Annotated in this window: 20 protein-coding genes, 1 tRNA gene and 2 pseudogenes; 20 read left to right on the top strand and 3 right to left on the bottom strand. The window is 59.8% G+C overall.

The window, feature by feature from the left end:
- The first annotated feature begins 28 nt into the window (after positions 1-28).
- From G7Y31_RS00315 to G7Y31_RS00295, 5 genes are all read left to right on the top strand, one after another.
- Positions 29-1,195 (top strand): ABC transporter substrate-binding protein, encoded by a 1,167-nt coding sequence (locus tag G7Y31_RS00315; RefSeq protein WP_165010387.1) that lies wholly within the window; start codon positions 29-31, stop codon positions 1,193-1,195.
- A complete protein-coding gene (locus G7Y31_RS00310; RefSeq protein WP_165010385.1) occupies positions 1,195-2,190 on the top strand; it encodes a FecCD family ABC transporter permease in 996 nt (331 codons plus the stop codon). The genes G7Y31_RS00315 and G7Y31_RS00310 overlap by 1 nt, the downstream gene beginning before the upstream one ends.
- Entirely contained in the window at positions 2,187-3,281 is a 1,095-nt protein-coding gene (locus tag G7Y31_RS00305; RefSeq protein ID WP_235923134.1) for a FecCD family ABC transporter permease, read from the top strand. The genes G7Y31_RS00310 and G7Y31_RS00305 overlap by 4 nt, the downstream gene beginning before the upstream one ends.
- Complete coding sequence (locus G7Y31_RS00300) at positions 3,281-4,180, top strand: ABC transporter ATP-binding protein (RefSeq protein ID WP_165010383.1); 900 nt, start codon at positions 3,281-3,283, stop codon at positions 4,178-4,180. Before G7Y31_RS00305 ends, G7Y31_RS00300 begins: the two co-directional genes overlap by 1 nt.
- 252 nt (positions 4,181-4,432) lie before the next feature.
- A complete protein-coding gene (locus tag G7Y31_RS00295) occupies positions 4,433-4,855 on the top strand; it encodes a hypothetical protein (protein ID WP_165010381.1) in 423 nt (140 codons plus the stop codon).
- Positions 4,856-4,979: 124 nt separating this feature from the next.
- Here G7Y31_RS00295 and G7Y31_RS00290 read toward each other — a convergent pair whose 3' ends face one another.
- Complete coding sequence (locus G7Y31_RS00290) at positions 4,980-5,891, bottom strand: DUF4352 domain-containing protein (RefSeq protein ID WP_165010379.1); 912 nt, start codon at positions 5,889-5,891, stop codon at positions 4,980-4,982.
- Between the two features lie 193 nt (positions 5,892-6,084).
- Positions 6,085-7,287: an ATP-binding protein gene (locus tag G7Y31_RS00285; RefSeq protein ID WP_165010472.1), complete on the bottom strand. Its 1,203-nt coding sequence runs from the start codon at positions 7,285-7,287 to the stop codon at positions 6,085-6,087.
- A 353-nt stretch (positions 7,288-7,640) separates the two neighbouring features.
- Here G7Y31_RS00285 and G7Y31_RS00280 point away from each other — a divergent pair, with 353 nt between their 5' ends.
- From G7Y31_RS00280 to G7Y31_RS00245, 8 genes and pseudogenes are all read left to right on the top strand, one after another.
- Entirely contained in the window at positions 7,641-9,215 is a 1,575-nt protein-coding gene (locus tag G7Y31_RS00280) for a class I SAM-dependent DNA methyltransferase (protein WP_165010377.1), read from the top strand.
- Positions 9,216-9,217: 2 nt separating this feature from the next.
- A complete protein-coding gene (locus tag G7Y31_RS00275) occupies positions 9,218-10,390 on the top strand; it encodes a restriction endonuclease subunit S (RefSeq protein ID WP_165010376.1) in 1,173 nt (390 codons plus the stop codon).
- 269 nt (positions 10,391-10,659) lie between these two features.
- Entirely contained in the window at positions 10,660-11,256 is a 597-nt protein-coding gene (locus tag G7Y31_RS00270) for a hypothetical protein (RefSeq protein ID WP_165010374.1), read from the top strand.
- 696 nt (positions 11,257-11,952) lie between these two features.
- Positions 11,953-12,290, top strand: a pseudogene (locus G7Y31_RS00260) (IS3 family transposase); the annotation flags it as partial.
- Positions 12,288-12,515 (top strand): annotated as a pseudogene (locus G7Y31_RS12115) (ATP-binding protein); the annotation flags it as partial. The pseudogenes G7Y31_RS00260 and G7Y31_RS12115, both read left to right, overlap by 3 nt.
- A gap of 594 nt (positions 12,516-13,109) precedes the next feature.
- A complete protein-coding gene (locus G7Y31_RS00255; protein WP_165010370.1) occupies positions 13,110-13,274 on the top strand; it encodes a hypothetical protein in 165 nt (54 codons plus the stop codon).
- 345 nt (positions 13,275-13,619) lie between these two features.
- Positions 13,620-13,772 (top strand): hypothetical protein, encoded by a 153-nt coding sequence (locus tag G7Y31_RS00250; RefSeq protein ID WP_165010368.1) that lies wholly within the window; start codon positions 13,620-13,622, stop codon positions 13,770-13,772.
- 865 nt (positions 13,773-14,637) lie between these two features.
- Positions 14,638-15,837: an IS1249 family transposase gene (locus tag G7Y31_RS00245; protein ID WP_196823578.1), complete on the top strand. Its 1,200-nt coding sequence runs from the start codon at positions 14,638-14,640 to the stop codon at positions 15,835-15,837.
- 181 nt (positions 15,838-16,018) lie between these two features.
- Here G7Y31_RS00245 and G7Y31_RS00240 read toward each other — a convergent pair.
- Positions 16,019-16,102 (bottom strand) — tRNA-Leu (locus G7Y31_RS00240).
- Between the two features lie 181 nt (positions 16,103-16,283).
- On the opposite strand from G7Y31_RS00240, the gene G7Y31_RS00235 reads away from it, so the two are divergent.
- The 7 genes from G7Y31_RS00235 to pknB all read left to right on the top strand — a co-directional run bounded on the left by G7Y31_RS00235 (position 16,284) and on the right by pknB (position 26,035).
- Positions 16,284-17,252: an FHA domain-containing protein gene (locus G7Y31_RS00235; RefSeq protein WP_165009227.1), complete on the top strand. Its 969-nt coding sequence runs from the start codon at positions 16,284-16,286 to the stop codon at positions 17,250-17,252.
- 87 nt (positions 17,253-17,339) lie between these two features.
- Positions 17,340-17,807 (top strand): FHA domain-containing protein FhaB/FipA, encoded by a 468-nt coding sequence (locus tag G7Y31_RS00230; RefSeq protein WP_165009229.1) that lies wholly within the window; start codon positions 17,340-17,342, stop codon positions 17,805-17,807.
- 3 nt (positions 17,808-17,810) lie between these two features.
- Positions 17,811-19,544 carry a PP2C family protein-serine/threonine phosphatase gene (locus tag G7Y31_RS00225; RefSeq protein ID WP_165009231.1) on the top strand — a complete coding sequence of 578 codons (1,734 nt, stop codon included), beginning with the start codon at positions 17,811-17,813 and terminating at the stop codon, positions 19,542-19,544.
- A gap of 6 nt (positions 19,545-19,550) precedes the next feature.
- Complete coding sequence (locus tag G7Y31_RS00220) at positions 19,551-20,897, top strand: FtsW/RodA/SpoVE family cell cycle protein (RefSeq protein ID WP_413227982.1); 1,347 nt, start codon at positions 19,551-19,553, stop codon at positions 20,895-20,897.
- On the top strand, positions 20,894-22,333 hold the full coding sequence (locus G7Y31_RS00215) for a penicillin-binding transpeptidase domain-containing protein (protein WP_165009235.1): 1,440 nt from the start codon (positions 20,894-20,896) through the stop codon (positions 22,331-22,333). The genes G7Y31_RS00220 and G7Y31_RS00215 overlap by 4 nt, the downstream gene beginning before the upstream one ends.
- Before the next feature lie 4 nt (positions 22,334-22,337).
- Positions 22,338-23,969, top strand: a complete 1,632-nt coding sequence (locus tag G7Y31_RS00210) for a serine/threonine-protein kinase (RefSeq protein WP_165009237.1) — start codon at positions 22,338-22,340, stop codon at positions 23,967-23,969.
- A 17-nt stretch (positions 23,970-23,986) separates the two neighbouring features.
- A complete protein-coding gene (pknB, locus tag G7Y31_RS00205) occupies positions 23,987-26,035 on the top strand; it encodes a Stk1 family PASTA domain-containing Ser/Thr kinase (RefSeq protein ID WP_165009238.1) in 2,049 nt (682 codons plus the stop codon).
- Positions 26,036-26,273 lie beyond the last annotated feature (238 nt).

Genomic DNA, 26,273 nt, shown 5'->3' with positions numbered 1-26,273 from the left:
CCTCTATTTCAATCATGAAAGGTTCGTCATGTCTATAATCCATCGCTCCCGCCCAGCTGTGGCCATTTCTGCCACGGCGGCCACGGTACTGTCTGCTGCCCTGGTGCTTTCGGCATGCTCTGCCGATGCCCCCGATGCCAACAGCACCAACACCTCCAGCACCTCCAACTCTGCGGTTGCCAGCGGTGCTGCCAGCGATGCAGCCTCCAGCTCGGCCAGCAAAGCTGCCAACGCCAACGCCAGCAACGCCGCAGCCTCCGAGCTCATCCCAGCAGCCGAGGGCAAGACGCAGTACCCGCTCACGTTGGACTCGCCCTATGGCACGACGGTGCTGGAGAAGCGCCCGGAGCGCATCGCGGCCATTGTGCCTAACGGCATTGATGCGGAGCTGCTGCTGTCTCTAGGGGTTACCCCGGTGTTGAGTTCTTCCATGATCCGGGAAGGCGGTTACTTGGAAGACCACGGCGCCGCAGACTTGGAGACGTATGAGTTCGTTCGCGGTGCGGACGTACCCTTTGAAGCCATTGCCGCCTCCAAGCCGGACTTGATTGTGACCGTGGGTTGGGTACCGGGCTTTGGCGAGGTCAAGGACATCTATGACCGTCTGGCCACCATCGCCCCGGTAGTCACCAGTCCGCCGTCTACCCAGCGAATTACCTCCTGGAAAGACTCGTTGCGCATCCTGGGCAAGACCCTGGATTTGGAAAACGCAGCAGAAGCTGTGATTTCTGAACATGATCAGTTGTTTGCCCAGATTCGCAAGGAACACCCGGAGTTCGGTGGCAAGACGGCAACGTGGGCTATTTATTATGGCCCGGCCAGCGGCCTGCAGTACTTCTCCCAAAACGGTTCCGCGCCGGAACAATTCCTTACTGACATGGGCTTTGCCCCCAACCCAAATGCCGCTGAATTTGCGAAGGACACCAATGTCAGTGACGAGCTGCTGTCTAAGATCGACGCCGATGTCCTGCTGCTGGGCCAAAGTCAGCGGGCCTCTAATGAAGAGCTCGAAGAGCACGTGACCGGGACGGATCTGTTTAAGAACTTGAACGCCGTCAAATCTGGCAAGTTTGTGCTGCTGCCGCCCAAGACTGCCGATGGCGGCGATCTGCTGTGGGCCATTACCAGCGGTGGACCCATTGGCAATGCGTGGGCGGCACAGCAGGTGGTGCCCATGATTGCTGAGAAGTTCTAATGGGCCAGCGCCGGTTGTTGGGACTGGTGCTGCTCACTAGCACCTTGACGGCGGTGGTGGTTTTAAGTATTAGCGTCGGGGCTAATACCCTCCCACCATCGCACGTGTGGAACGTCGTGTTCCACCCGGACGGCAGCGACGCCTCTTCTATTGTGTGGACGCTGCGTGTGCCGCGCACCCTGGTGGGAATTGTCTCCGGCGCGGCCTTTGGGGTTGCCGGGGCACTCATCCAGGCCATTACGCGCAACCCGCTGGCGGACCCGGGCATCTTGGGTGTCAACGCCGGCGCTGGTTTTGCCATCACGCTAGGCGTGGGGCTCTTTGGAGTCACCGGCATTGCGGGATACATCTGGTTTTCTTTCCTGGGGGCCATTGCTGCCACCGTCCTGGTGTACCTCATCGGCTCTGCCGGGCGCGGCCCGGCCTCCCCAGTCACTCTGGTGCTGGCCGGCGTTGCACTCGGCGCAGTCCTCACTGCGTTTTCCACCTTTTTACAATTAATGGACCAAGAAACCTTCCGTTCTTTCCGCAATTGGGCGTTGGGCTCCTTGGCGCGTGTGAGCGTTGCCGATACCTTAACCGTCTTGCCCTTCATTGCCGTCGGCCTGTTGCTGGCTGGTGCTATCGCGGCATCGCTAAATGCCGTGGCGCTGGGTACTGCCCACGCCACCGCGTTAGGCACGAACCTTAACCGGACTCGCACCCTGGGGCTGGTCGCGGTAACCCTGCTGGCTGGTGGTGCCACGGGGCTTAGCGGGGGCATCGGCTTCGTTGGCCTGGCAGTTCCGCACCTGGTGCGTTGGTTTACCGGCCCGGATCAACGCTGGATCATTGCTTACACTGCCCTGGCTGCCCCGGCGCTGGTGCTCGGCGCGGATGTGCTGGGCCGCGTGATTGCCCGCCCCAGTGAAATTGAGGCTGGCGTGCTCACCGCCATCATTGGTGCCCCGGTGCTCATTGTTCTGGTGCGGCGCAGGAAGGCCTCCGGACTGTGAGCACGCATAGTAATCCCCCACGTCCCACCCCAAGCCCCACCATCGACTTCGGCTACCGCACCCACATGCTTCGCGTCGGTCCTGTGGCACTGCGCTGGAGCACCCGTGGCGCCGCCGTCAACGCCGCCCTACTGCTGATAGCCCTAGCCGGGGCTGTGTTTGCGTTGGGCTTTGGCGATTATCCGCTTGAGCCCGCGCAAGTCCTGGCCGCCCTGGCTAACCCCAGTGCGGATGAGTTCCACCGCACCATCGTCACCCAGTGGCGCCTACCGGTGGCCTTGGCCGCGGTCCTCTTCGGTGCGCTGCTGGGAATCGGCGGGGCTATTTTCCAGTCGCTGACCCACAATCCCCTGGGCTCCCCGGATGTGATTGGATTCGACGCTGGCTCCTATACCGCCGTGGTCATCACCGTGCTGGTCTTTGGCACCAAGGACTACTGGACCATCGCCGCGGCGGCGCTAGTGGGCGGGTTGGCCACGGCTGCCATCGTGTATTTCCTGGCCTATCGCGGCGGAGTGCAGGGCTTCCGGCTCATCATCGTGGGCATTGCGGTCTCCGCCATGCTGGGCTCTATCAATGTCTACTTAGTTACCCGGGCGGATATTAACGACGCCATGAGCGTGGGCTTTTGGGCCGCCGGTTCCCTGGGCCGCGTGACATGGCAGGCCCTGGTGCCCGCCGCGCTGTGTTCCCTGGCTGTCATGGTTGGGGTGTTGGCACTCTCCCGGGCGCTGAGACAGCTTGAGCTTGGCGATGCCACCGCCGTCACCCAAGGCACCCCCGCCCACCGTTGCAGGCCCGCACTGCTCATCCTCGGCGTAGCCACTACGGCCCTGGTCACAGCTGCTGCCGGCCCCATCGGCTTTGTGGCTCTGGCCGCCCCGCAGTTGGCACGCCGACTCACGCACAGCCCGGGGGTCACGGTAACCGCTGCCGCCTGCATGGGCGCAGCCCTGCTGGCCGGTGCGCACCTGCTCGCACTGCTCTTTGCCCAGATCTACCGCCCCATCCCGGAGGGCCTCATCACGGTCAGCCTGGGCGGGCTGTACCTAATCTGGCTCCTTATCCGCGAATCCAGAAAGTCCCTCTAATGCACACTCCCCCATCCCAACCCGCGCACCCACCCCAACCCGCGCACTCGCGCCCGCGCGCAAGCAAGCCGCGCCTGGACCCAGACGTGAGTAGCCCGCGCTTGCACGCCAGAAACCTGGACCTGGCCTATGAGAAGCGAAGCATCTGCCAGGGCCTTAACGTAGCCATTCCCGACGGTTCCTTCACGGTCATCATTGGCCCGAACGCCTGCGGCAAGTCCACCTTGCTGCACGGGCTTTCCCGTTTGCTCAAGCCACAGGGCGGCCAGGTGGTCCTAGACGGACGCGATATTCAGGACTACCCCGCTAAGGAGGTCGCGCGCCGCCTCGGCCTGCTGCCGCAGTCCTCGCTTGCCCCCGATGGCATTCGGGTAGCGGACCTGGTTGCGCGCGGCCGCTACCCTTATCAGAACCTCTTCCAGCAGTGGACGGACGCGGACCAAGCCGCAGTGGCGGCGGCGCTGGACGCCACGGGCATCGGCAAGCTCTCCGGCAGACTGTTGGACGAGCTTTCGGGTGGGCAGCGCCAGCGCGCCTGGATAGCCATGGCCCTGGCCCAAGACACGGACATCCTGTTGCTTGATGAGCCCACCACCTACCTGGACCTTACCCACCAGATCGAGCTACTGGAGCTATTCACGGACCTCCACCTCACCGGGCGCACGTTGGTGGCCGTGCTGCACGACCTCAACCAGGCCGCCCGCTACGCCACGCACCTTATTGTTATGCGCGACGGTGCCATCGTTGCCGAAGGCGCGCCTGCCAGCATTATCTCCGCCGAACTCGTCGAGTCCGTCTTCCACCTGCCCTGCCGCGTGGTACCCGACCCCGTGGCCGGAACCCCGCAGGTAGTACCGCTGGGCCGGGACCGCAGCGCGCGCCGTTCACCACAACCTTGACAGCACTAACAAGGCCATATACCGTGGGGCACACGTCACAACTTGTGACAGCAGCACCGGAAACCAAGTACCCATTAAGGGGAGGTGGACCTTACTTTCACCAAATTCATTTGGCTGAATCTGATGCCAACCTTTTCGTGTCGCGGTTCGGCCCAGGGCATGCAAAGCGCCACTGCAAAACACAAAAGCAGTACATAAACCGGGGTGCATACAACGAATCAATGCAAGGACTTTAGAGGATTGGGTAGGAAAATGCAATACACCTGGTGCTTCTTCACAGAATTTGTGTGCCGATACGACCAGCTGCACGAAGCCAAACAACGACACCAAAAATGTGTGGATGGCTTGCGGGAGAAATACCACGTCCATTTCGCTTCCGAACAGGCCCGCCAGCAAGGCGCAAAGGAGCCACTTTTCAGTCTCCTCCTTGCTGAAATTTTCGGGAATAATGTGGATATTTCCCCGCAGGTCAGAGAGGAATATTCTACTTTCTGCTTTGTTACTGTCGTTGATGTCCCGCACGATCCTGAAGCCGAGGAAGATGAGTTCAGGATAGTTGCCGACCTGCTGGAAATAGATTTTGAACCTGGATTTCCTGCCAAGTTCCCCAGTCGAGCACGCGGGATAATAGTCAGTCCGGGAGGGCATGAAATCAAGGGCTGCGAATACCAGTAGACCAACCAAGACATCCGCTGTACCGAATACCGGTGGGCAGGTATGGTCATCGATGAACTTGAAGCGGATTACGAGTTCATCTCCTTGGCGAAATATAAGGTGGCCCTGCCCATCTTCATGCGGTTTAAGATGGCTGCACGGCGACAAAGCGCTTGGTTGCAAACAGACTCGGGCGCACCACCAAGGTACCTTCACCAGCAGAAGCAGCAGGAACCGCAAAGGCGATATTGCCAGTAATGGATCCGCCATTGTAGAGCTCAACAAGTGAGTCCAGCTGCTCCGGTTCAACCAGTGGACGGTCAGAAGAACTGACCGTCACGCCTTCTGCAGTGACAAATTGGATAGTCCCGGACGGAACCTCTCCATCAGGGTTATCACCCTTATACGTAATGGTTGCATTAACCATGACGTATGCTTCACCTTCTGCGGGGGCATCATTGAATTCGTTGTGCGCCAAGATGGCCTCAGCGGCATCCAGGTCCACGCTGTTGATGGTGACCGCCCAGTCCGCAGTCTCTACAGTTGAGCCGACCGGCAATGGATTCTCGCGCGTTGTCCCGAATTCCGCCGAGCCATCCCCGGTACCCTTAGCCGAGTCCTGCCCGCCGGACGTGCTCTCAGCATTCTTTGCCGCACCTGGCGCGGAAGCACTGGTTTCCTCATTAAAGGCCTCATCAATAGCACTGCCAATGACGAAAACAAAGACGCATGCGGCGATGATGGTGCCCACAATAGAGACAATGATTGCGGTGATGGCACGGCCTTTTGGCTTACCTTTGAGGCAGGCACCCACGATTCCCAGAATGAAGCCGATAGGCAGCAACAACCAGCCCAAGAGTAGAGCACCCTTGACGCAGGACAGGATCAATCCCAGAATTGCGGACACCAAAGCAATGGTGCCGATGGTGTTCTTGGGCTTTTTAGCATCGGCGACCACAACAGGTGCAGCCGGTACCCCTGGCGTACTGGATGCGCCCGAAGTAGCCGAGACGTGGTCCGCAGGACCCTGAGAGCCAGGCGGGAAAGAATTAGACATGTGTCCTCCTTCGAAAGAGATCAGAGACGCTGCTTGTGCAGCCCGCGTAGAGTAGCACCACCCCTAGGACACGGCCCCTGGCCATAGCCCCAAAATTAGCCTAAATGTTTGAAACTCCTCCCCTTCACATCAGCAATGAGCTGCGCTTACAGGGTGGGCACGGGTAGGGTGAGTTTAAAGGGGCATCGGCAAGCTAGGCACCCAAATGGCCAATGCTGAGCACATGGACCCCATCGGGGCGAGTAAAGCTAAGCGGGCCAGCCGTGACCACCACGAGTACCGGGTGCAGGTCCGGCGCATGCACAGCCGCAAAGGCATGCAGGCTCTGGGCTGCCTGATCCAAGGTAGCCGGCGAGGAACCCAACTTGACCTCAACGAATAGAAGCTGGCCATCGATGCTGAGGACCGCATCAACCTCGCGACCTTTCGAATCACGCGCGTGGAATACAGAATCCAAGGATAAGGCCCGCAGCTCGTGGATGATTTGGGACTCGAAGAGCTGCCCAGTGTATTCGAGGTTGTTCATCAATCCAGACGGATTGAGTTCGAGGGCAGCGACAGCCAAAGCCGGGTCCACCAGGTGACGTTTCGGGGCCTTACGCAAGGTAGCTTTCGAACGCGGATGAGTGGACCAGACAGGCTGATCCACTGAGATAAAGATTCGCAATAACGCATCCAAATAGTCGCCGACAGTATCGCGACCAAGACCCGTATCCGCCGCCAGCGTGCTAACAGATTGCTCGGTGCCAACCGCCCGGGCCAAGGATTTTAGTAGACGGATAACCTTGGCGGGATCACGCTGGACGCCGTCAGGGGTGGCCACATCAACCTCTGCGACCGTGCGGAGGTAATCACGAGCATTCGCCATCGCGTCCGAGGTGCTGACATCCAGCCAGCCCGGCCAACCACCACGGCACATGCGTTCCACCACATCCGCAATTTTTAGATCAGACTTCATTGGTTGAAGGTCAGCGCCGTGGGCCAGCGCGCGCAGACTCACGGCGCCTGTGGAATGGCCAGTTTCGCTAAACGTCATCGTCGACAACGTTAGCCGTGAGAAACGCCCAGCACCTGAATGCCTTGCGGCCTTCTCCCCCGGAGCCGTCGAACCCGTCAAAATGAACTGGCCCTTGGCTTGCCGGGAGTCGACCTCATGGCGAACGTGGTTCCACAGTTCAGGGAACACCTGCCACTCATCGAGCACGCGCGGCGTGTCTCCCGCAAGGAGAAGAGCAGGATCGATAGCCATCAAATTCCCAGCCTGTGGGTCCGTATCAACGTGAATAAAGCTACTACCGTGCTGGCGAGCCATTTCCGTTTTTCCTGAGCCCTTTGGCCCTTCAATCAGAGTCGCACCAGCACGCTGCAAAGCAGAGCGAAGGGCACCATCTGCCACCCTGGGGCGGTAAGCCACTGCGTGCTGCCGCTCCGCGTGCCCCTGCCCTACATGCCCGTGTTCTTCATGACGCCGCGGCGAATTCTTATCAGACAAAAGACCACCTCATAGGGGTTATCCTACACTTTGAGCCCGTTTGATCCTACAGTTTGAGCCCATTTCATCCTACAGTTTGAGTCGTCTTCAGCCTACAGTTTGAGCCCGTTTCATCCTACAGTTTGTCTTGTACCCATCACGCCCCTCCAACGCCCAATTCGGCACAGGCTCCGAGTCGGGAGCCTAGCCCGATCGCCTACAAACCCTGGGCGGCGTCTATCCGCTTCATGTCCACCCTTGCGTTTATGGTTATAGGCATGATTACTGGTGCATTGAAGAACAGCGTTGACCGCATCTGGGATACTTTTTGGTCCGGGGGTATTTCTAACCCGATTTCGGTGATTGAGCAGTTCACCTACCTGTTGTTTATCCGGGAGTTAGATACCCGCCAGGCTTATATTGATACCCGCCGCAACCTGGGTGATCCCACCGCCACCCAAGACATTTTTGATGCCTCCCAGCAGCACCTGCGGTGGCGCAACCTGATTGAGGACGCGGATTTGGCTAGGCGTAAAGCCACCATCACCGCAGAGGTCTTCCCGTTTATCAAAACCATGGGCGGGCACGGCTTCCAACAACACATGGCCAATGCCTCCTTCGACATCGAATCAGAAGCCACCCTAGGCCGGGTGATGGAACTTATCGACGCCCTAGAGTTCGCCAACAAAGACATCGCCGGCGATCTCTATGAATACATGCTGGACAAACTGTCTACCTCCGGCACTAATGGTCAGTTCCGTACACCTAGCCACATCATCGAACTACTAGTAGCGTTGATGGCCCCAACCCCGTCCCTGCGCATTATTGACCCCGCGTGTGGCACCGCAGGGTTCCTCGTAGCTGCTAATGACTGGATTAAAACCCACCACCAGGACCAATTGTTTGATAAACCCACCCGGGATACCTTCCTGGAGCAGGGGCTAACGGGGTTTGATTTTGATAAAACCATGGTGCGTATCGCAGCAATGAATATGTTCATGCATGGTTTTGATGAACCTGCCATCGCCTACCAAGATTCCTTAACCCACCTTGATGCCCAGCATTTTGGGGCCTATGACCTTATTTTGGCTAATCCTCCCTTTGCCGGAAGCCTGGATAAAGACGCCATCGACCCAGCACTCAAATCTGCCACCACGGCGAAGAAGACGGAACTGTTATTCCTCCACCGCTTCCTCCAACTGCTCAAACCCGGTGGGCGGGCTGCGGTGATTGTGCCTGAGGGTGTGCTGTTTGGTTCCACCAAGGCGCATAAAGTCTTGCGCCAACACTTAGTTGAGGACCAACGCCTGGATGCAGTCATCAAACTACCCTCCGGGGTGTTCAAGCCGTACTCCGGGGTGTCGACAGCGATTGTGTGTTTTACCCGGACTGATTCTGGTGGTACGGACCAGGTGTGGTTTTATGATGTCACTGCTGATGGGTTCTCGCTGGATGATAAGCGCACCCCGTTGCTAGAGGCGCGCCTGTTGGGCCCGGCCCCGGTTTCGCATATTCAAGATCTTGATGACCCAGATTGTGCTGCTGACCCCCAACCGGTGACCCTGACTACGGAACAAGCAGCACTCAATAACCTGCCAGATGTGGTGGCCCGCTGGCAGGCGCGCACCACCACCGAGTGTGACCGGGCGCGCACGGAGTACTCGTTTACTGTGCCCCGGGAAGAGATCGCAGCTGCTGGGTATGACTTGTCAATGAACCGGTACAAAGAAATCATCCTGGAGGCCACCGAGACCCGGGACCCGCTAGAAATCATCGCCGAGATCGAAGCCCTCGACCACGACATCGCGGCTGGCCTGGCTAAGTTGAAGGCCATGCTCACGGAAGGCAAATAACCATGACCACCACGCCACAACACAACTGGCCCATGGTCCGGCTAGGGGATGTACTCCAGGAGTTCACTGCTCGGCCTACTCCAGAGCAACAGGCTGGAACCATTCTTACCCTTACTGAGAAAAATGGTTTTATGCGTCAGGAGGATCGCTTCAATAAACGTCTGGCACTCGAGAACACGAGCAAATATAAGGTGATTCGCCGTGGGGAATTTGCCTTGAATCCATACCTACTTTGGGCTGGGGCCATAGCGCTTAATACAAGGTTCGAAGAGGGAATTATTTCCCCTCTGTACCCGACTTTTAGGGTTTCTCCCTCCGCTAGTGCTGGCTACCTGAACCATTTGTTCAAGACCGAAGCAATGATTTCACGTTTCGACCAAATTGCATTCGGCTCCGTGCCACGCAAAAGGAGAACGCGAGTACCAGACTTTCTATCACTCCAGATTCCCCTCCCACCGCTGGAGGAACAACACCGCATCGCAGAAATCCTCGACGCAGCAATCTCTTCACGCTCGTCTATAACAGAACGGCTGACGACACTGTCCCAGCTAAAGCACGATGTATTTAGTTCGATGTTCTTAGCGAAGCCTCGTGTGACGACAACCATTGGGGAGTACCTCGAATCCACTCAGTATGGGACCAGCGCCAAAGCCAATGAATCCACGGGCATCCCTATCCTGCGCATGGGAAACATTACCTACGGAGGTGATGTTGACCTTGCCCAGTTGAAGTACATCGACATGAGCTCCCAGGACCGAGTGAAGTACTCGCTCAGAGAGGGCGACCTTCTCTTCAACCGGACCAACAGCAAGGACCTAGTTGGCAAGACGGCAGTTTTTCCTCATCTAGATGGTGAATATACCTTTGCTGGGTACCTAGTCCGATGCCGGGTGAACGATACAGCTACGCCCGAATACGTTGCGGGTTTTCTTAACTCACCAGCTGGTAAGACCTTGTTGAGAAACAAGGCTAAGGCCATTGTCGGAATGGCCAACATCAATGCGAAGGAACTCGCTTCCACACCCATCCCCGTGGCTGTTCTTCCTGAGCAACAAGAGTTTTCGCGAATTGTCCGGAGCATAGACAAGGTGAGCAACGCTCTGAGGCAACAGCTACAATTGGCCGATGATTTAGTACTTTCTCTGAACATCCGCGCCTTCCAAGGCAAGCTTTAGCGGCACGTCAGCGACGCCGAAGAGGTGCGAACGGTGAGGTTCAGGGGGCATCGGCAAGCTAGGTATTCAAGCAACCAATAGACCTCAACCCCTGCTGGCGGGCACTAGCAGAACAAACGTAGTATTCGGTATCGCTTGCGAACTATCCTGGAGGGGCGTAGTGTGCGGGGAACATCTTATTCCCTACCTTTGGAGCCGGCTATGAGACTCTACTGCCGCAAGTTGTTGGCGGCGGCTTTGACTACGCTCTGCAAAGCCCTCTGAGCGCCATGATTTCCACGATTCTATTTCTCGATGCCAGTTTCGTCGCCGCGCCTTTGACCATCATTCTCATTGTGAGCGCAGCCGTGGTGGTCAGTGTGGCACGCGCTTCCCGCGTTCCTGTGGTTAAGTCAGCCTTAATGGTTTGTGCCACTGCCTTCGCCTGTGGGATTATCCCAATGCTGGGCTGGCTTTCCTGGAGGCCGCCCGGGGGCTCGGATAGCTTCGCAGAGCACTTCTCCTACGCTGAGCTGCAATACTATGCCTTCGTCGTCACCACAACCATGCTCTGCACCGTGGTCATCTGGCGATACATCGCGGACAGTCCACAGTTCGCACTCTTCGTCATTTGGCTAACCTCCGGAGTGTTTGTGGGCGATACGATTGTCATCCCCAACAGCATGCAGGGGGCGTTATTGCCACCGTTCGCTGCCGGGATCTACACACTCATTTGTACATTCCTCTATGTATTTCCCCCGTGCCTGGTAATTTTGCTCATTCGCTATGGCCACAAGGCTGCCGTGGTGCGAGCGAGCAAGCCAAAGCGGCATCCTTCGGCCCCAAGTGGCGCTGACGGTGGGGACGAGGGGGCATCGGCAAGCTAGGCACCCACATGTGTGATGCCGACCGGATGGCTCAGCCACCAAGTGCCGGCGGTATCGTATGTGAGTGCACGGTTCGGAGGCGTTGCACACGCAAATTCCGTGATGGTGGGAATGCTCAAGCATGGATTCGGGGAGACACACGAGCAATGTGGGAGCGCAGCGTCTGTACGCGGTGGAAGCTCCGCATTGGTGCTCGACAACCGAGGCGAACGCCGCTAGCCTGGGGGACGGTTCACAAACACGGTGCGCTTGGGGGTGACAACGACTTTTACGCCTTAAGTGGGAGTGACTTCCTCGTCGGTGCGCGGTAGGTCCGCGCGTCTTCGTGGGCCATGTTTCCGCGCGCCTTTCAGGCGAGGGAACCAACCCCCGACGAAGGGAGGTGCAACATGGGTAAGCATTCCAAACGGAAGCACCCAGGGTGCCGATTTCGGGTATTTGGTCGGGGTAGTCCGCATAGGTGGTAGGGGTGTTTCTGGCTAGGTGGTCGGGTCATGATCTGTGTGGTGGTGTGGTCGTCAAGTCTGCGCCATCGTGACACGTTTTCATGACTAAGGAGGCCATGTTCACGGCTTCATTTAAAGAGATCATGGCGATGCGGCTGGAAGGCAAAAGTTATGACGCGATTGCTTCTGCCTTGGGGTGCTCCAATCGCGAAATCCCGTATCGAGCTGGGTCGACAGCCACGGCACTGGCAAAGGCCTCTACGGAGCCAAACGAATTCCAGCTGAACTTTCCGAGCGCGCCCGACAGTCGGCCCAGCCAACCACAAGCGTGTGGCGCGAGTGATGAAGAAATGAGGCCTGTACGGCTTCAGCAAGAAGCGCAGTGAAAACCTCGGTGTCCGCTTCTTCCCGCTGGGTATTCCCAGACCTGGTCAAAAGGAGTTTCCGTGCCGATGAGACCAACCATTTGCACGTTGGCGATATCACTTACCTGCCTATCCAAGGAGGAACAAATCTGTATCTCGCGACCGTCATCGACTGCTATTCACGCAGGTCGGGTTTTCCATTGCTGACCATATGCGCACTGACTCCCGTGGTCAAGACGACCTAACCAAAATCTTTATTGAAAGAGACGGCCGACTCCCGGCCATCAATTCATCGCAATCGAGTGCAGGCTACTGGCTCAAGGCCCTACCCAACCGAGTCGGAGCAGACTCACTCATAAGCAGGATCAGCAGCGGGCGCCATATAGAAATTGGGGACTTTGACATGCGTAAGCATCTTGCAACCATCCGCGACAACACGAAGACCTAACCCCAAACACCAGCCCGGCCATGCAACGCCGGGGCTGGCAGCCCTACCAACAACCCGGAACACCACCCCGACCAACTTCCCGGAACACCCCTACCAAATACGCGCACTTGGCACAGGGCGCATGCCCGGTCGCGAGCAAAAGAAACTCGCCCCCAGCGATCCCGCAAAGATCAAGCTGGTGAGCGAGCTAACTGGTCTTGCGACCGCAATCGTGGAGCTGGTTAACGCCATGCTTCACACGGGCCGTTAGGTCCGGGGAATCCTCAGTCAATGACGGTTGGCTGGGGATTCCTTCATTTTCCAGCCTGGCCGCGAACAGCAGCCAAACTGTTGACCCCAGTATAACGTGACCACGAAGAAGCGCAAGCCTCCCACACGAATCACCCGAAGGCGTTACCACCCCTCGACAACCGAGGCGAACGCCGCTAATCTGGGATGTGGTTCACAAACGCAGATTACTCGGGGGTTATTTCAGCTCCCGATTGCGGGAGTGACTTCCTCGTCGGTGCGCGGTAGGTCCGCGCGTCTTCGTGGGCCATGTTTCCGCGCGCCTTTCAGGCGAGGGAACCAACCCCCGACGAAGGGAGGTGCAACATGGGTAAGCATTCCAAGCGGAAGCACCCAGGGCGCATGCCCGGTCGCGAGCAAAAGAAACTCGCCCCCAGCGATCCCGCAAAGATCAAGCTGGTGAGCGAGCTAACTGGTCTTGCGACCGCAATCGTGGAGCTGGTTAACGCCATGCTTCACACGGGCCGTTAGGTCCGGGGAATCCTCAGTCAATGACGGTTGGCTGGGGATTCCTTCATTTTCCAGCCTGGCCGCGAACAGCAGCCAAACTGTTGACCCCAGTATAACGTGACCACGAAGAAGCGCAAGCCTCCCACACGAATCACCCGAAGGCGTTACCACCCCTCGACAACCGAGGCGAACGCCGCTAATCTGGGATGTGGTTCACAAACGCAGATTACTCGGGGGTTATTTCAGCTCCCGATTGCGGGAGTGACTTCCTCGTCGGTGCGCGGTAGGTCCGCGCGTCTTCGTGGGCCATGTTTCCGCGCGCCATATCTGGCGAGGGAACCAACCCCCGACGAAGGGAGGTGCAACATGGGTAAGCATTCCAAGCGGAAGCACCCAGGGCGCATGCCCGGTCGCGAGCAGAAGAAACTCGCCCCCAGCGATCCCACAAAGATCAAGCTGGTGAGCGAGTTGACGCGGTTCGCGACCGCGATAGTGGAGTTTGTTAAGGAACTCCTCTAGGGCCGTTAGGTCCGGGACTCCTCAGTCAATGCCCGTTGGCTGGGGAGTCTTTCATTTCCAGCCTGGCCGCGAACAGCAGCCAAACTGTTGACCCCAGTATAACGTGACCACGAAGAAGCGCAAGCCTCCCACGAGAATCAGGCGGAGGCGTTACCAACCTCCGACGAAGGGAGGTGCAACATGGGTAAGCATTCCAAGCGGAAGCGCCCAGGACGCATGCCCGGTCGCGAGCAAAGGAAACTCGCCCCCAGCAACCCGGCAAAGGTAGAGCTGGCGAGCGAGTTAACTCGTTTCGCGACCGCGATAGTAGAGCTAGTTAAAACGCTACTCTGCTAGGGCCGATAGGTCCGAGGAATCCTCAGTCACTTGCACCTGGCTGGGGATTCCTTCATTTTCCAGCCTGGCCGCGACCAGCAACCAAACTGTTGCCCACAAGTGTATCAGGACAGTGTATAAGCGCAAGGTTCAATCGCCATGCGGAGAGCGCTCTAACGTGACCTCCACGCCAATAAGCCCCCAATTGCAGCACGACGTGGTGCTTTTTCTGCGCGCAGGCCCCTCCCCGCCCATACCACGATGTCGTGTTTGCGGAGGAAATGCATCACGCATTGAGGGCTTTGACCATTAGGCCCCACACTTTAACCACTAGGCCGGCCCCATTTGACAACTAGGCAGCCGCATCAGGGTACACAAGCCCCTCATGCTGGGCTAATGGTCAAAATGTGTTGGTGAATTTGTCTGTTTCTGTGCTCCGTGCTGGTGGTATTAGGAATGATTTACTGTTCTGGGGTAAATGAGCGGTCAATGCACTGAAATCCCACAGGCCACCGACCAAGTGTGATATGGGGGCGTAGACGATGAGGGGATGAGTACTAAACATCCCCCATGCCCGGTGTGCGCCGGGCGAAGTATCAAGCATGGAACGACTACGAGTAGCCGCCAGCGTTGGCGCTGCAAGGAGTGCGGGCACACCTTTACCCGTTGCCACGACGACGCCGGCCAAGCGATGTGGTTTAGAGTCTTCGTTGACTGGCTCACCAGCGGAATTTCACTAAACACGCTGGCCAAGATACACAACGTGAGCGTATCGACACTCCAACGCCGCTTCGCCACCTTCTGGTACGTGCAACCACCAATGCCAGCAGACCCCCACCGGGTCTATGACCAGGTCTTTATCGATGGGACATACTTCAACACAAAATGCCTGCTTGTCCTAGCCGACTGCGACCATGTCATCTCATGGTTCTGGGGATACACCGAAGATTCCTGGGCCTACGGCCGATTACTCGACACTATTGCCCCGCCACTGATTGCAACGACAGATGGCCATAAAGGCTCAGCAAAAGCCATCCGAAACACCTGGCCTGAGACCAAAATCCAACGCTGCCTCGTCCACGTCAAACGAAATATCCAAACCGCTACAGGTCTTCATCCCACATCAGCAATGGGCAAGGCACTACGCCGACTATCCCTAGAGCTACTGCACATAGACGATCTCGACCAGGCCGCCGACTGGACGATAAAGCTGCAGAAGTTCGGCCAAACCTTCAACACGCAGCTCAATGAGAAAAGCTACGTCAAAGACACCCCGCTTGAGCAGATCCCGAAATCGAAGCGACACAACAAAAGATGGTGGTACACCCACTACACCCACCGAGCCGCCTACATGCAGCTGGTGCGACTTTCCAAGGCCGGTCACTTGTTTACCTACCTGACCGAAAAGCAGGGCACCATCGCCTATAAAAGCACCACCAACAGCCTAGAAGGTGGCATCAACTCCCCGATAAAAAGCCTCCTGCACGCCCACAGAGGCCTCAGAGATGAACATCAACGCATCGCCTGCGACTGGTGGCTCTACACCCACACACAACACCCACGCGACCCCGTAGACATCGCCAGAGAACAAAATTGGGGCAAGGACGCAACCGCCAAAGCCACGATCCTTGCCCACCACGAGCGCCAAACCGCCAACGGTCACGACGACGGGCGGCCCGCACTCCTCGACAACGCCATCGACGCTGACTACAACCACAGTATGGGAATCAGGAAAGGCACCATCCACTAACCCCCACCAACACATTCTGACCATTAAGACGACACGCCGAAAAACAACACATTTTGACCATTAGGCCACACATTTTGACCATTAGGCCCTCATGCTTGGTGCCGGGCCCGGGTCCGCGCTGAGAAAACGAAAAGCAACCGGGGGCCACCGTCTTTTCAAGCGATGGCCCCCGGCTATAGAGTGCCCGGGGCGGGACTTGAACCCGCACGTCCTTGCGAACACTGGCACCTGAAGCCAGCGCGTCTGCCAATTCCGCCACCCGGGCAGGGTGTCGGTCGTTTACGCGACTCGATAAAGATAACACAGAGGCCTGGCAGGTATCCAAATCCGCAGGATAAGCACAAAATTCTCGGAACTTTTCTGCGCGGATCTTCGTTGGACTCAGCAGTAGCCCCTATACTGGACGGGTCATTTAACTAGCTAGTACACGGAGGAGGTCCGCGCCAATGGGAGTGTTTGCCAGGCTAGCCAAGCTGGATTCCGCCATGCAGCGCGGACTAGACAACGGCATGGCGTTCGTCTTTGGCGGCCGTGTGGTCCCGGCGGAGATTGAAGAGCTGATTAAACAGGAAGCTCATGACAATCTGACCCGGGGGGAGGACAACAACCTCTACGCACCTAACGTCATCACTGTCGCGGTGAGCGCGAAGGACATTGAAAACCTCTCGCAGGATCCGCAGTTGCCGGATTCTTTGGCAGATCAGATAGCACGTTATGTGCGTAATAACGGCTGGCATTTGGCTGGGCCGGTTATTGTGCGGATCGCAGAAGAGTCTGGCCTGCGCACCGGGCAGTTGCGCGTGTCATCCTTCATTGACCACGAGCCGGAGGAGGAAAACGGCTTTGATGCCATTTTCCACACCCCGTATCCGGAAGAAAACCAGGCAGCACACCAAGCGGCAGACAAACAAGCAGGCCACTACCCGGCAGGCAACCAGGCCGCACACGAACCGGCGGATAACCAGCTGGCACACGCAGCGGCCGCGAATGCTGGCGCAGCGCAGCAGGACCAGGAGGACTCTGACACCATGAACAATTTCCATGTGCATCCCGGAGTTGAGGACGCAGCCACTACAGCCTTCCGCGCACCCACGGTGCCAGAGGGCGCGGGCGATGGCCCGAGTGTGAACCTGCTGCTGCAGGACGGATCCTCGCGCACTTACCAGGTGCGCGAGGGCTCGAATATCATTGGCCGTTCCAATGAGGCGGACTTGCGTTTGCCAGATACGGGGGTCTCCCGCCAGCACGCGGAGATCACCTGGAATGGGCATGACGCAGTGCTGGTAGATTTGCAGTCCACTAATGGCACCACGGTCAATGACACCCCCATTGAGAATTGGCTGCTGGCGGATGGTGATGTGATTACTATGGGCCACTCCCATATTGAGGTCCGTATTACGGGCCTGGATACGTAGATGTTGCGTTAGGTTTAGATTTCCGCGGCTTTGCCCGCACCCCGAAAGGCCCACATTGGGCCCCGTTTTAGGAAGGCGGCTCCACCGGTGGATTCAGTGGTTATTCTCGGCTTGAGGATTAGCATCCTGGCATTGCTGTGGGTGTTTATCCTCGTTGCCTTAAACGCCATGCGGCGGGATGCTAACGCGGCCGCCGCGGTCTCAGCGACGGCATCGGGAGTCCTGGCCCAGGCGGGCGAGCAAGCACCCCGGCGGCGGGAGACTGCCCGCCAGATTGCCATTGTGGAGGGCCCGCTGCAGGGCTCCCACATGGAGCTGGGGACTTTTGAGGAGTTTATTTTGGGCCGCGCCAATGACTGCGATTTTGTTACGGGGGATGATTATTCCTCCGCGCAGCACTCGAGGCTGTTCCGCCGCGGTTCGCAGTGGTTTATTGAGGACTTGGAGTCGCGCAATGGCACCTTTGTTAATGGGGTGCGCATTGACCAGCCGGAGCGGGTAGAGGTAGGCATGGACATCAAGATGGGTCGCACAACGTTAAGGCTGGTGGCATAACTTATGGCAGCGAAGAACTCCTGGGCCCTGCGGGTGACGGCCTTATCTGATCGCGGTTTGGTGCGGGCCAATAATGAGGACTCTGCTTATGCCGGCCGCTATGTGCTGGCCTTGGCGGATGGCATGGGTGGACATGCGGCTGGGGAGGTAGCTTCCCAGTTGATGATTTCCCGCCTGCAGACCACAGATCGCGACCCGCAGGATAATGACATGTTGGCGCTGCTGGCTGCCGCCGCGCGCGATGCTGATAATGATATTTCCGCCCACGTGGCCCAGTTCCCGGAGACCAAGGGCATGGGCACCACGTTGTCGGCCATGATGTTCAACGGCCGCAGCTTTGGGGTGATCCACGTGGGTGACTCCCGCGCATACCGCCTGCGGGAAGGCACGCTAACGCAGCTGACAAAGGACGACACTTTTGTGCAGTCCCTGGTGGATGAGGGCAAGTTGGACCCGGAGGATGTCTCCTCCCACCCGCAAAAGTCGCTGATTCTCAAGGCCTATTCGGGCAAAAATGTTGAGCCAACCTTGTTCCTATGGGACGCCCAGGTAGGCGACAGGGTGCTGCTGTGTTCCGACGGTCTTTCAGACCCGGTTACCGCCGCGACCATTGAGTCCGCGCTGGGCCAGGGCACCTTGGAGGAGGCCGCGACCACGTTGGTGGAGCTGGCGCTGCGCTCCGGGGGGCCGGACAATGTCACGGTGGTATTGGCAGAGGTTGTTGATACCGCCCAGTCCCCCGCGTCCCAGTCCGGCACCGCGCAAGTGCGTGAGCTTGCCGATGCCGCCCCGGTCCTCGTCGGTGCCATCGCCGGCGAGGTCCCAGAGCCGACCCATCCAGATTCTTCCGCATCGCGGGCGGCGGCTCTGCGTGCCCGCCCGGCGGGTGGCGCTCCCGCCGGTGCGGGTCAGGCAGGCCCGGGAAAAGCCGGTAACGTACCGTCCACCACGCAACAGACGATGGCGGGTGCCGGTGCGAACGCGGGTGAGGCAGATGGGCCCGGTGGGGCTGCGGCCGTCGGTGCCGGCGGCTCAGGCGCAGGTGCTGGGAACGCGGGTACCGGGAGCGCCCGGCGCGGATCCTCCACCAAGGCGTGGGCACTAATCGCGGCCATTCTGGCGGTGCTGGTGCTGGTACTAGCCGGCGGTGCCAGTGCGAAGCACTTCATGAATAACAACTACTTCCTGGTAGCTGCGGAGAATACGCAAGAACTCAGCATCCATAGGGGCGCGGATATTTCGATCTTCGGCCGCAGTATGCACAACGTCTACCAGCACGCGTGCTTAAACCCGGACGGCGAATTGGGCTTGCACACCGGCCCGTGCAGCGGAGAGTTTAAGACCATGTCGGTAGAAGACCTGCCACAGTCTGAACGTGGGGTGGTGGCTAATCTGCCGTCCGGTTCCTACGATGAAGTCCAAGGGCAGCTGGGCAGGCTGGCGGATAAGGCGCTTCCGGCGTGCCGCACCTCACGCGAGGGCGCGGCCAGCACCGAGGGCGCGGCCAGCACCGAGGGCACGGCAAGCACCGAGCGCAGTGCTGCCGCGAAGTCGTCTGCAGCATCCACCTCAGCAGCGGCCACAGCAGCGGCCGCAGTGGCATCCGAGTCCGCCGCGCCAACCCCTACGGCACAACCCACGCCGCAGAGGCAGGACGGGGAGGCTGCGGGGGCATCGGCAAGCTCAAAGCCTGAGTTCCGGGCAGAGCCGGGCGTTAATTGTCGGCAGGTGAAGTAGATGGCCATGCGTTTTCGCGGACTGGAACTGGGGCTGCTGGTGCTGGCTACCCTGGTGTTTTCCACCATTTTGATTAGCCTGGAGCTGTCCCAAGGCAACACACTGGGCACGGACATTTTGTTCCTGATTGGCGGGTTCATTGGGATTTTTGCCATCGCGCACGTGGCGCTGAGCATTCTGGCCCCGTATGCGGACCAAATCATGCTACCGGTGGCCGCAGTGCTCAATGGCACGGGGCTGATTATGCTGGCGCGCCTGGACCTGGCCTCTGGGTTGTCCCTGGCTAACCGCCAAATTATGTGGACGGTTATTAGCGTGGTCATCTTCATCGTGGTGCTAGCCGTGCTGCAGGACCATAAGCGGCTCACGCGTTATTCCTACATCCTGGGCGCAGCCGGCCTGGTGCTGCTGGCCCTGCCTTTGGTGTGGCCGCAGCCCACGGAGGCCGACGCGCGCATCTGGCTCAAGCTGGGGCCCTTTTCCATCCAGCCGGGGGAGTTCTCCAAGATCATGCTGATCTTGTTCTTCGCCATGCTGCTGACGCAAAAGCGTTCACTGTTTACCGTGGCAGGCTATCGCTTCCTGGGGATTTCGCTGCCACGCCTGCGGGACTTGGCGCCGATTCTGGTGGTGTGGGCCATTGCGATTGTGATCATGGGCGTGTCCAATGACTTTGGTCCCGCACTGCTGCTGTTTACCACGGTGCTGGGCATGCTGTATGTGGCCACGGGCCGCACGTCCTGGCTGCTCATTGGCGTGCTGCTGGTCTCCGTGGGCGCAGTGGGCGTCTACCAGGTGTCTGGAAAGATTCAGCAGCGCGTGGAGGATTTCCTTAACCCGCTGGATAATTACTACACCACCGGCCTGCAATTATCCCAGTCGCTATTTGGGCTGTCCACCGGTGGGATTACCGGCTCTGGCCTGGGCCAGGGCTACCCCAACCTGATCCCGGTGGCCCACTCGGACTTCATCCTGGCGGCCATCGGGGAGGAGCTGGGCTTAATTGGGCTGTCCGCGGTACTGATTTTGTTTGCCATGCTGGTCTCCCGCGGCTTCAACACTGCCCTGCGCACTCGGGATACCTACGGCAAGCTGGTGGCGGCGGGTCTGTCGCTGACGCTGATTATTCAGGTGTTTGTGGTGGCTGGGGGCATCTCTAAGCTCCTACCGCTTACTGGTCTGACCACGCCGTTTATGTCTGCCGGTGGCTCTTCGCTGATGGCCAACTACATTTTGTTAGCCATCTTGCTGCGTATCTCGCACGCTGCGCGCCGGCCCGTGGTGGACAGCGCCACCCCGGCAGTTAGCGACACCACCTTGTTCCCGGCTATCCAAGGCAGGCTGAAGTCATGAACCGTTCCATTCGCATAGCGGCGCTGTTTTCACTCCTACTGACGTTGGTGTTGCTGATTAATCTGACCGTCATCCAGGCGTTTTCGGATGAAAAGTACGCGAAGAACGCCCTGAACCCGCGCGGTTTTTATGACTTGCAGTCCATTCCGCGCGGCCAGATTTACGCTGGGCCCACGGTGCTGGCGCAGTCGCAGCAGGTGCGCGATGGTGTTTATGCGCGCAGCTACCCCACGGGCTCAGCAGCGTTTACGCCGGTAACCGGCTACCTGTCCCCGCAGTATGGGGCCACGGGTTTGGAGTCTAGTTACAATGATGTGCTCAATGGCCGGGATGACTCCTTGCTGTCGCGCACCTGGCTCGATCGTCTGTCTGGCAAGCAGCCGGCGGGGGCGAATGTGGAAGTCACCCTGGACCCGCAGCTACAGCAGTTGGCCTATGACCAGCTGGTGGGCCCGGGCTATAACGGCGCAGCAGTGGCCCTGCAGCCTTCTACGGGCAAGATTTTGGCCATGGCGTCTTCCCCCAGCTTCAACGCGGGGGACTTGGTGGATCCGGAGATTGATGATGCCACCTGGGCCGGCCTCCAAGAACAGCCCGGCAACCCGCTGCTGAATCACGCCACGCAAGAAACCCTGCCGCCGGGGTCGATTTTTAAGATCATCACCACCGCGGCCGGGCTGAACAACGGCTTTACCCCGGACTCGCCGCTAACGGGTCAAAGCTCCATTACCTTGTCAGATAACGTGACCACCCTGACTAACTATGACAATCAGGTCTGCGGCGGGGCCGCACAGGTCACCCTGCGCACGGCGTTTGCGCTGTCCTGCAACACTGCGTTTGTGGAGATCGCCAACCAGATTGGCGCCGAGGAGCTGCGCAAATACGCCAACGACTTTGGTGTGGGGCAAAGGTATGACTTGGGACTGGAGGCCTCCCCCGGTTCGCTGGGTGAGCTTGCCGATGGCGCCGCCACCGCCCAGTCCGCCATTGGCCAGCGCGATGTCACCATGAACGCCCTTCAGGCCGCCGTCATGGCCGCCACCGTGGCCAACAATGGGGTGCGTATGGAGCCCTACATTGTCAATAAAATCACCGACTCCCAGATGGAGGAGGTCACCACCACCAAGCCGCGCCAGCTGGCCACCGCAGTCGATGAAGACACCGCCCACATTCTGCGCGATCTGATGTTTGCCTCTGAGCGCTCCACCGCGGGCTATGACGGCAACGGCTTTGCCTCCAAGACTGGTACCGCCGAACATGGCGAGGGCCTGGCCCCGCACGTGTGGTACGTGGCCTTTGATCCGGAGCGCGATATTGCCGTGGCCGTGGTGGTCAAAGACGGCGGAAACCTAGGCCTGGGGGCCACCGGCGGCCAGGTTTCCGCCCCCATCGGGCGCGCACTATTGCACGCATACACCCCACAAGAGGGAGCATAAGCACATGGACCAACAGCGACTCCAGCAGCTGATCGGCTCTGACTACACCCTGCAGTGGGTCATTGGGCACGGCGGCATGTCTACCGTGTGGCTGGCTGATGACAACGTCCACGACCGCGAGGTAGCCATCAAGGTCTTGCGCCCAGAGTTTTCTGATAACGCCGAGTTCCTCGGCCGTTTCCGCAACGAGGCCACCTCCGCCCAGCAGATCACCTCCGATAACGTGGTGGCCACCTATGACTACCGCGAATTAGAAGACCTCAACGGCGCCAAGTTCTGCTTCATGGCCTTGGAGTACGTCCGCGGCGAGTCCCTGGCTGACCGCCTGGCCCGCGACGGAGCCTTGCCAGAAGCTCAGGCCCTGGAGATTTTGGAGCAGGCCGCCTACGGGCTATCTGTTATTCACGGCATGGGCATGGTCCACCGCGACATTAAGCCGGGAAACATGCTCATTACCCAAAACGGGCAGGTTAAGATCACGGACTTTGGCATCGCCAAGGCAGCGGCCGCCGTTCCGCTGACCCGCACCGGCATGGTGGTGGGCACCGCCCAGTACGTCTCCCCCGAACAGGCCCAGGGCCAAAAGGTCACGGCCGCCTCTGACATTTATTCCTTGGGCGTGGTGGGTTATGAGATGCTGGCGGGCCAGCGGCCTTTCTCCGGCGACTCCTCTGTCTCCGTGGCCCTGGCGCACATTAGCCAGGTGGCCGCACCGCTGTCCACCGCCATTAGTGCCCCCACTCGCGAGCTCATTGGCATTGCCCTGCGCAAGGATCCCACCACCCGTTACGCAGACGGCACGGAGTTTGCGCACGCCACCTCCGCTGTTCGCTTTGGCAAGCGCCCGCCGCAGCCCGCCGCCACCACCGCCACGCACGTGGCCCCGCTGCCTTCTGCCACGGCTGCCACCACCGTGCACCCGGCTACCTTGTCTGCCGATACCCCCACCACCAGCTCCCCCATCCCTGCAGGTCCCGCTGGGGCCACCGCTGCCGCAGGGTCCACCGTCCCGGCCGGCGTGGCTGGGGCCACCGCGCCAGGTCCGGGCGCTGCCGCTGCTCCCACTACGCCGGGCGGCGTGGCTGGACCCAGCGGGCTCACCGGTCCCCACACCCCTGGCGCTGCCGCTGCCGACCCCGAGCCCCGCAGCGGCCGAGCGGGGAAGGTAGCGTTGGCCATCGTGGGCATCGGCACGCTAGTGGCCCTAGGCTGGTGGGGTGTCAAGGCCCTAGGGGTGGGCGACACCCCACGGCACAGCCCCGCGTCCTCGCAGGTCATAGTCACAGAGACAGTCACGCCACCGGAAGAGGACGCACCGGAGGAGCCGCAGCCGCCTGCCGGGGACCAGCCCACGCAGCGCCCCGAGCGCCAGGAATGGGAAGAGCACAACCCCGTCACGGTGGAGCCGGAACAGCGCGAAGAACACCATCGGGAACGCCCAGAGGTGCCCACGCCCCCACGGCCAACCACCACTGCGCGCCCGACACAGCCCTCGCCCACTGCGCAACAACCCGCCCCAGAGACTGGCACTGGGGATAGCCCCGGTGCCAATACGCCGACAACCCCGGACAGCCCGCTAGACTCACTAGGCGACATTGCCACCGCCCTCGGGAGCATTCCCACCGCAACGCCTTAAGGAAGGAAACTGCAGCCATGCTTAATGACCGCTATGAACTCGGTGAGGTCATCGGCTCCGGCGGCATGTCGGAAGTCTACGCGGCCGAGGACACCCAGCTGGGCCGCAGCGTGGCCATCAAAATGCTGCGCCCGGAAATGGCGCGCGACATCAACTTCCGCCAACGCTTCCAGCGGGAGGCAGTCAACGCGGGCAAGCTGAACCACCCGAATATCGTCTCGGTGCTTGATACCGGGGAGGACGACTCCTCCGGCATTGCCATCCCCTTCATTGTGATGGAGCGCGTGCACGGGCGCACCCTGCGGGAGGTCATTCAAGAAGACGGCGCGCTGCCGCCGGAAGAAGCCGCGGGCCTGCTCAGCCCAGTGGCTGATGCCCTGCAAGCTTCCCATGAGGCCGGGATTATTCACCGCGATGTCAAGCCAGCCAACATCATGCTGACCAATACTGGCCAGGTAAAGGTCATGGATTTTGGCATCGCCAGGGCTTTGGATGACTCGACCTCGGCGATGACGCAGACCTCCGCAGTCATTGGCACCGCGCAGTACCTCTCCCCCGAGCAGGCGCGCGGCAAGGCTGCCGATGCCCGCTCGGATGTCTACGCCCTAGGTTGCGTGCTCTACGAGGCCGTAACGGGCCGCACTCCCTTTGAAGGCGAGACCCCCTTCGCGGTGGCCTACCAGCATGTTCAAGAGGATCCGGTAGCACCTTCCCAATACATTGCAGAGGCCACCCCCACCCAGAAGGTCAACGTGGATGCCGTGGTGCTTACCGCCATGGCCAAGCACCCCGCGGACCGCTACCAGTCCGCGTGGGAGATGGCCGATGACCTGAGCCGGCTCTCCCGTGGTGCCGTCACCGAGGCCGCCCGTGCCCATGTGGCGACGCATTCAGCTGACGATGCCGCCGGGGCTGGTGCTGGTGCCGGGGCCGCTGCGGCTGGTGCTGCTGGTGCTGCTGGTGCCGCTGCTGCCGCCGGGCTGGACTCGCCCACAACGACCATCAACCGGGCGCCGGTGGCCTCCACTCGGCCGCAAGACGACGAAGAGGAAGCCCCCAACACCGGCCTGAAGTGGCTGGCAGGCCTGTTAGCCGCCGCGCTGATTGCCACGGTGGGCTACTTTGCTATCGACTTCTACCAAAACTCCCAAGACCTCAAGCAAAACGAGGCCAACCGCCGCGCGGAAGCCGAGCTACGGGCCAACATGGTAGAACTCCCGGAGGTGGAAAACCGTCCGCGCACCGAGGTAGTTAAGGAACTCGAAGAGCTCCAACTCCTGGTGCAGATTAACACCGAGCCCAGCGCAGACATTGCCCGCGACCGCGCCATCCGCCTCAACCCGGCCCCGGGTTCCCAGCTGCAGAAAAACTCCACCGTGGTGCTCACCGTCTCTTCCGGCAAGGAAGTCACCGATGTCCCAGATCTGAGCGACTTGGAACTAGAAGCTGCAGAACAAGCGCTGAAGGAAGCCGGCCTAAGACTGGATGACACGATCGAGAAGGAACATGATGATGCCCCCGCGGGTGTCATCATCTCCCAGAACCCCGCAGCTGGTTCCCAACTGTCCAAGGGTTCCAAGGTGCGCGTGACCGTGTCCAAGGGCAAGGACACCTTCAAGCTGCCGGACCTCAAGGGCATGGAGTTCGACACCGCGCGGCGTACCCTGACCGCCCAAGACTTAGAAGTCGAGATGCGTATGGTGGATTCCGCTGAGCCCTCCGGCACCGTGGTCAACTCCCCCAGCGCCGGTACCACGGTCAGCCCCGGTGACACTGTGGTCCTGGAAGTCTCCAACGGCCAGCTGCTTCGCATGCCGGACCTGATCCACCTGACTGAGGAAGAAGCCCGCATCAAGCTTGCCGATGCCGGCTGGACCGGCACCCTGCACTTCGGCGAGCCGGTCAATACTCCCCTGCCGCCGGACGATAATCGCATCGCCTGGACCTCCATCGACGCGGGCCAGCCCCTGCGCCGCGATGAGGACATTGATGTACGCAAGTGGCAGCTGCTGAAAAACCTCAACAATGGGATCAATGATGCCCTGACTCAGCTCAACCGCCGCTAGCCTGACGCCGAGCTGGCGCCACGGGGTGCCGAACTGGCACCAGCCCCGCGCCCGCCGGGCGCATGGGTGGCTGCGCCCCCGCGCACGGGGTTCCGGGGCTGGTGCCACGGGAGCTGGAGGGGCATCGGCAGACTAGGCAGAAGCTGCAGAGCTGGTAGAGTTGTGCCTGTTATTTGTGCGCCCGCGCCTGCCCAGCGCATGCTCCGCGGGCGGCCACAGTTCACAGCAACCCGTACCG

The sequence above is a fragment of the Corynebacterium lizhenjunii genome (assembly GCF_011038655.2).
Classification (GTDB): Bacteria; Actinomycetota; Actinomycetes; order Mycobacteriales; family Mycobacteriaceae; genus Corynebacterium; species Corynebacterium lizhenjunii.
This window is presented reverse-complemented; position numbering and strand designations above follow the sequence as displayed.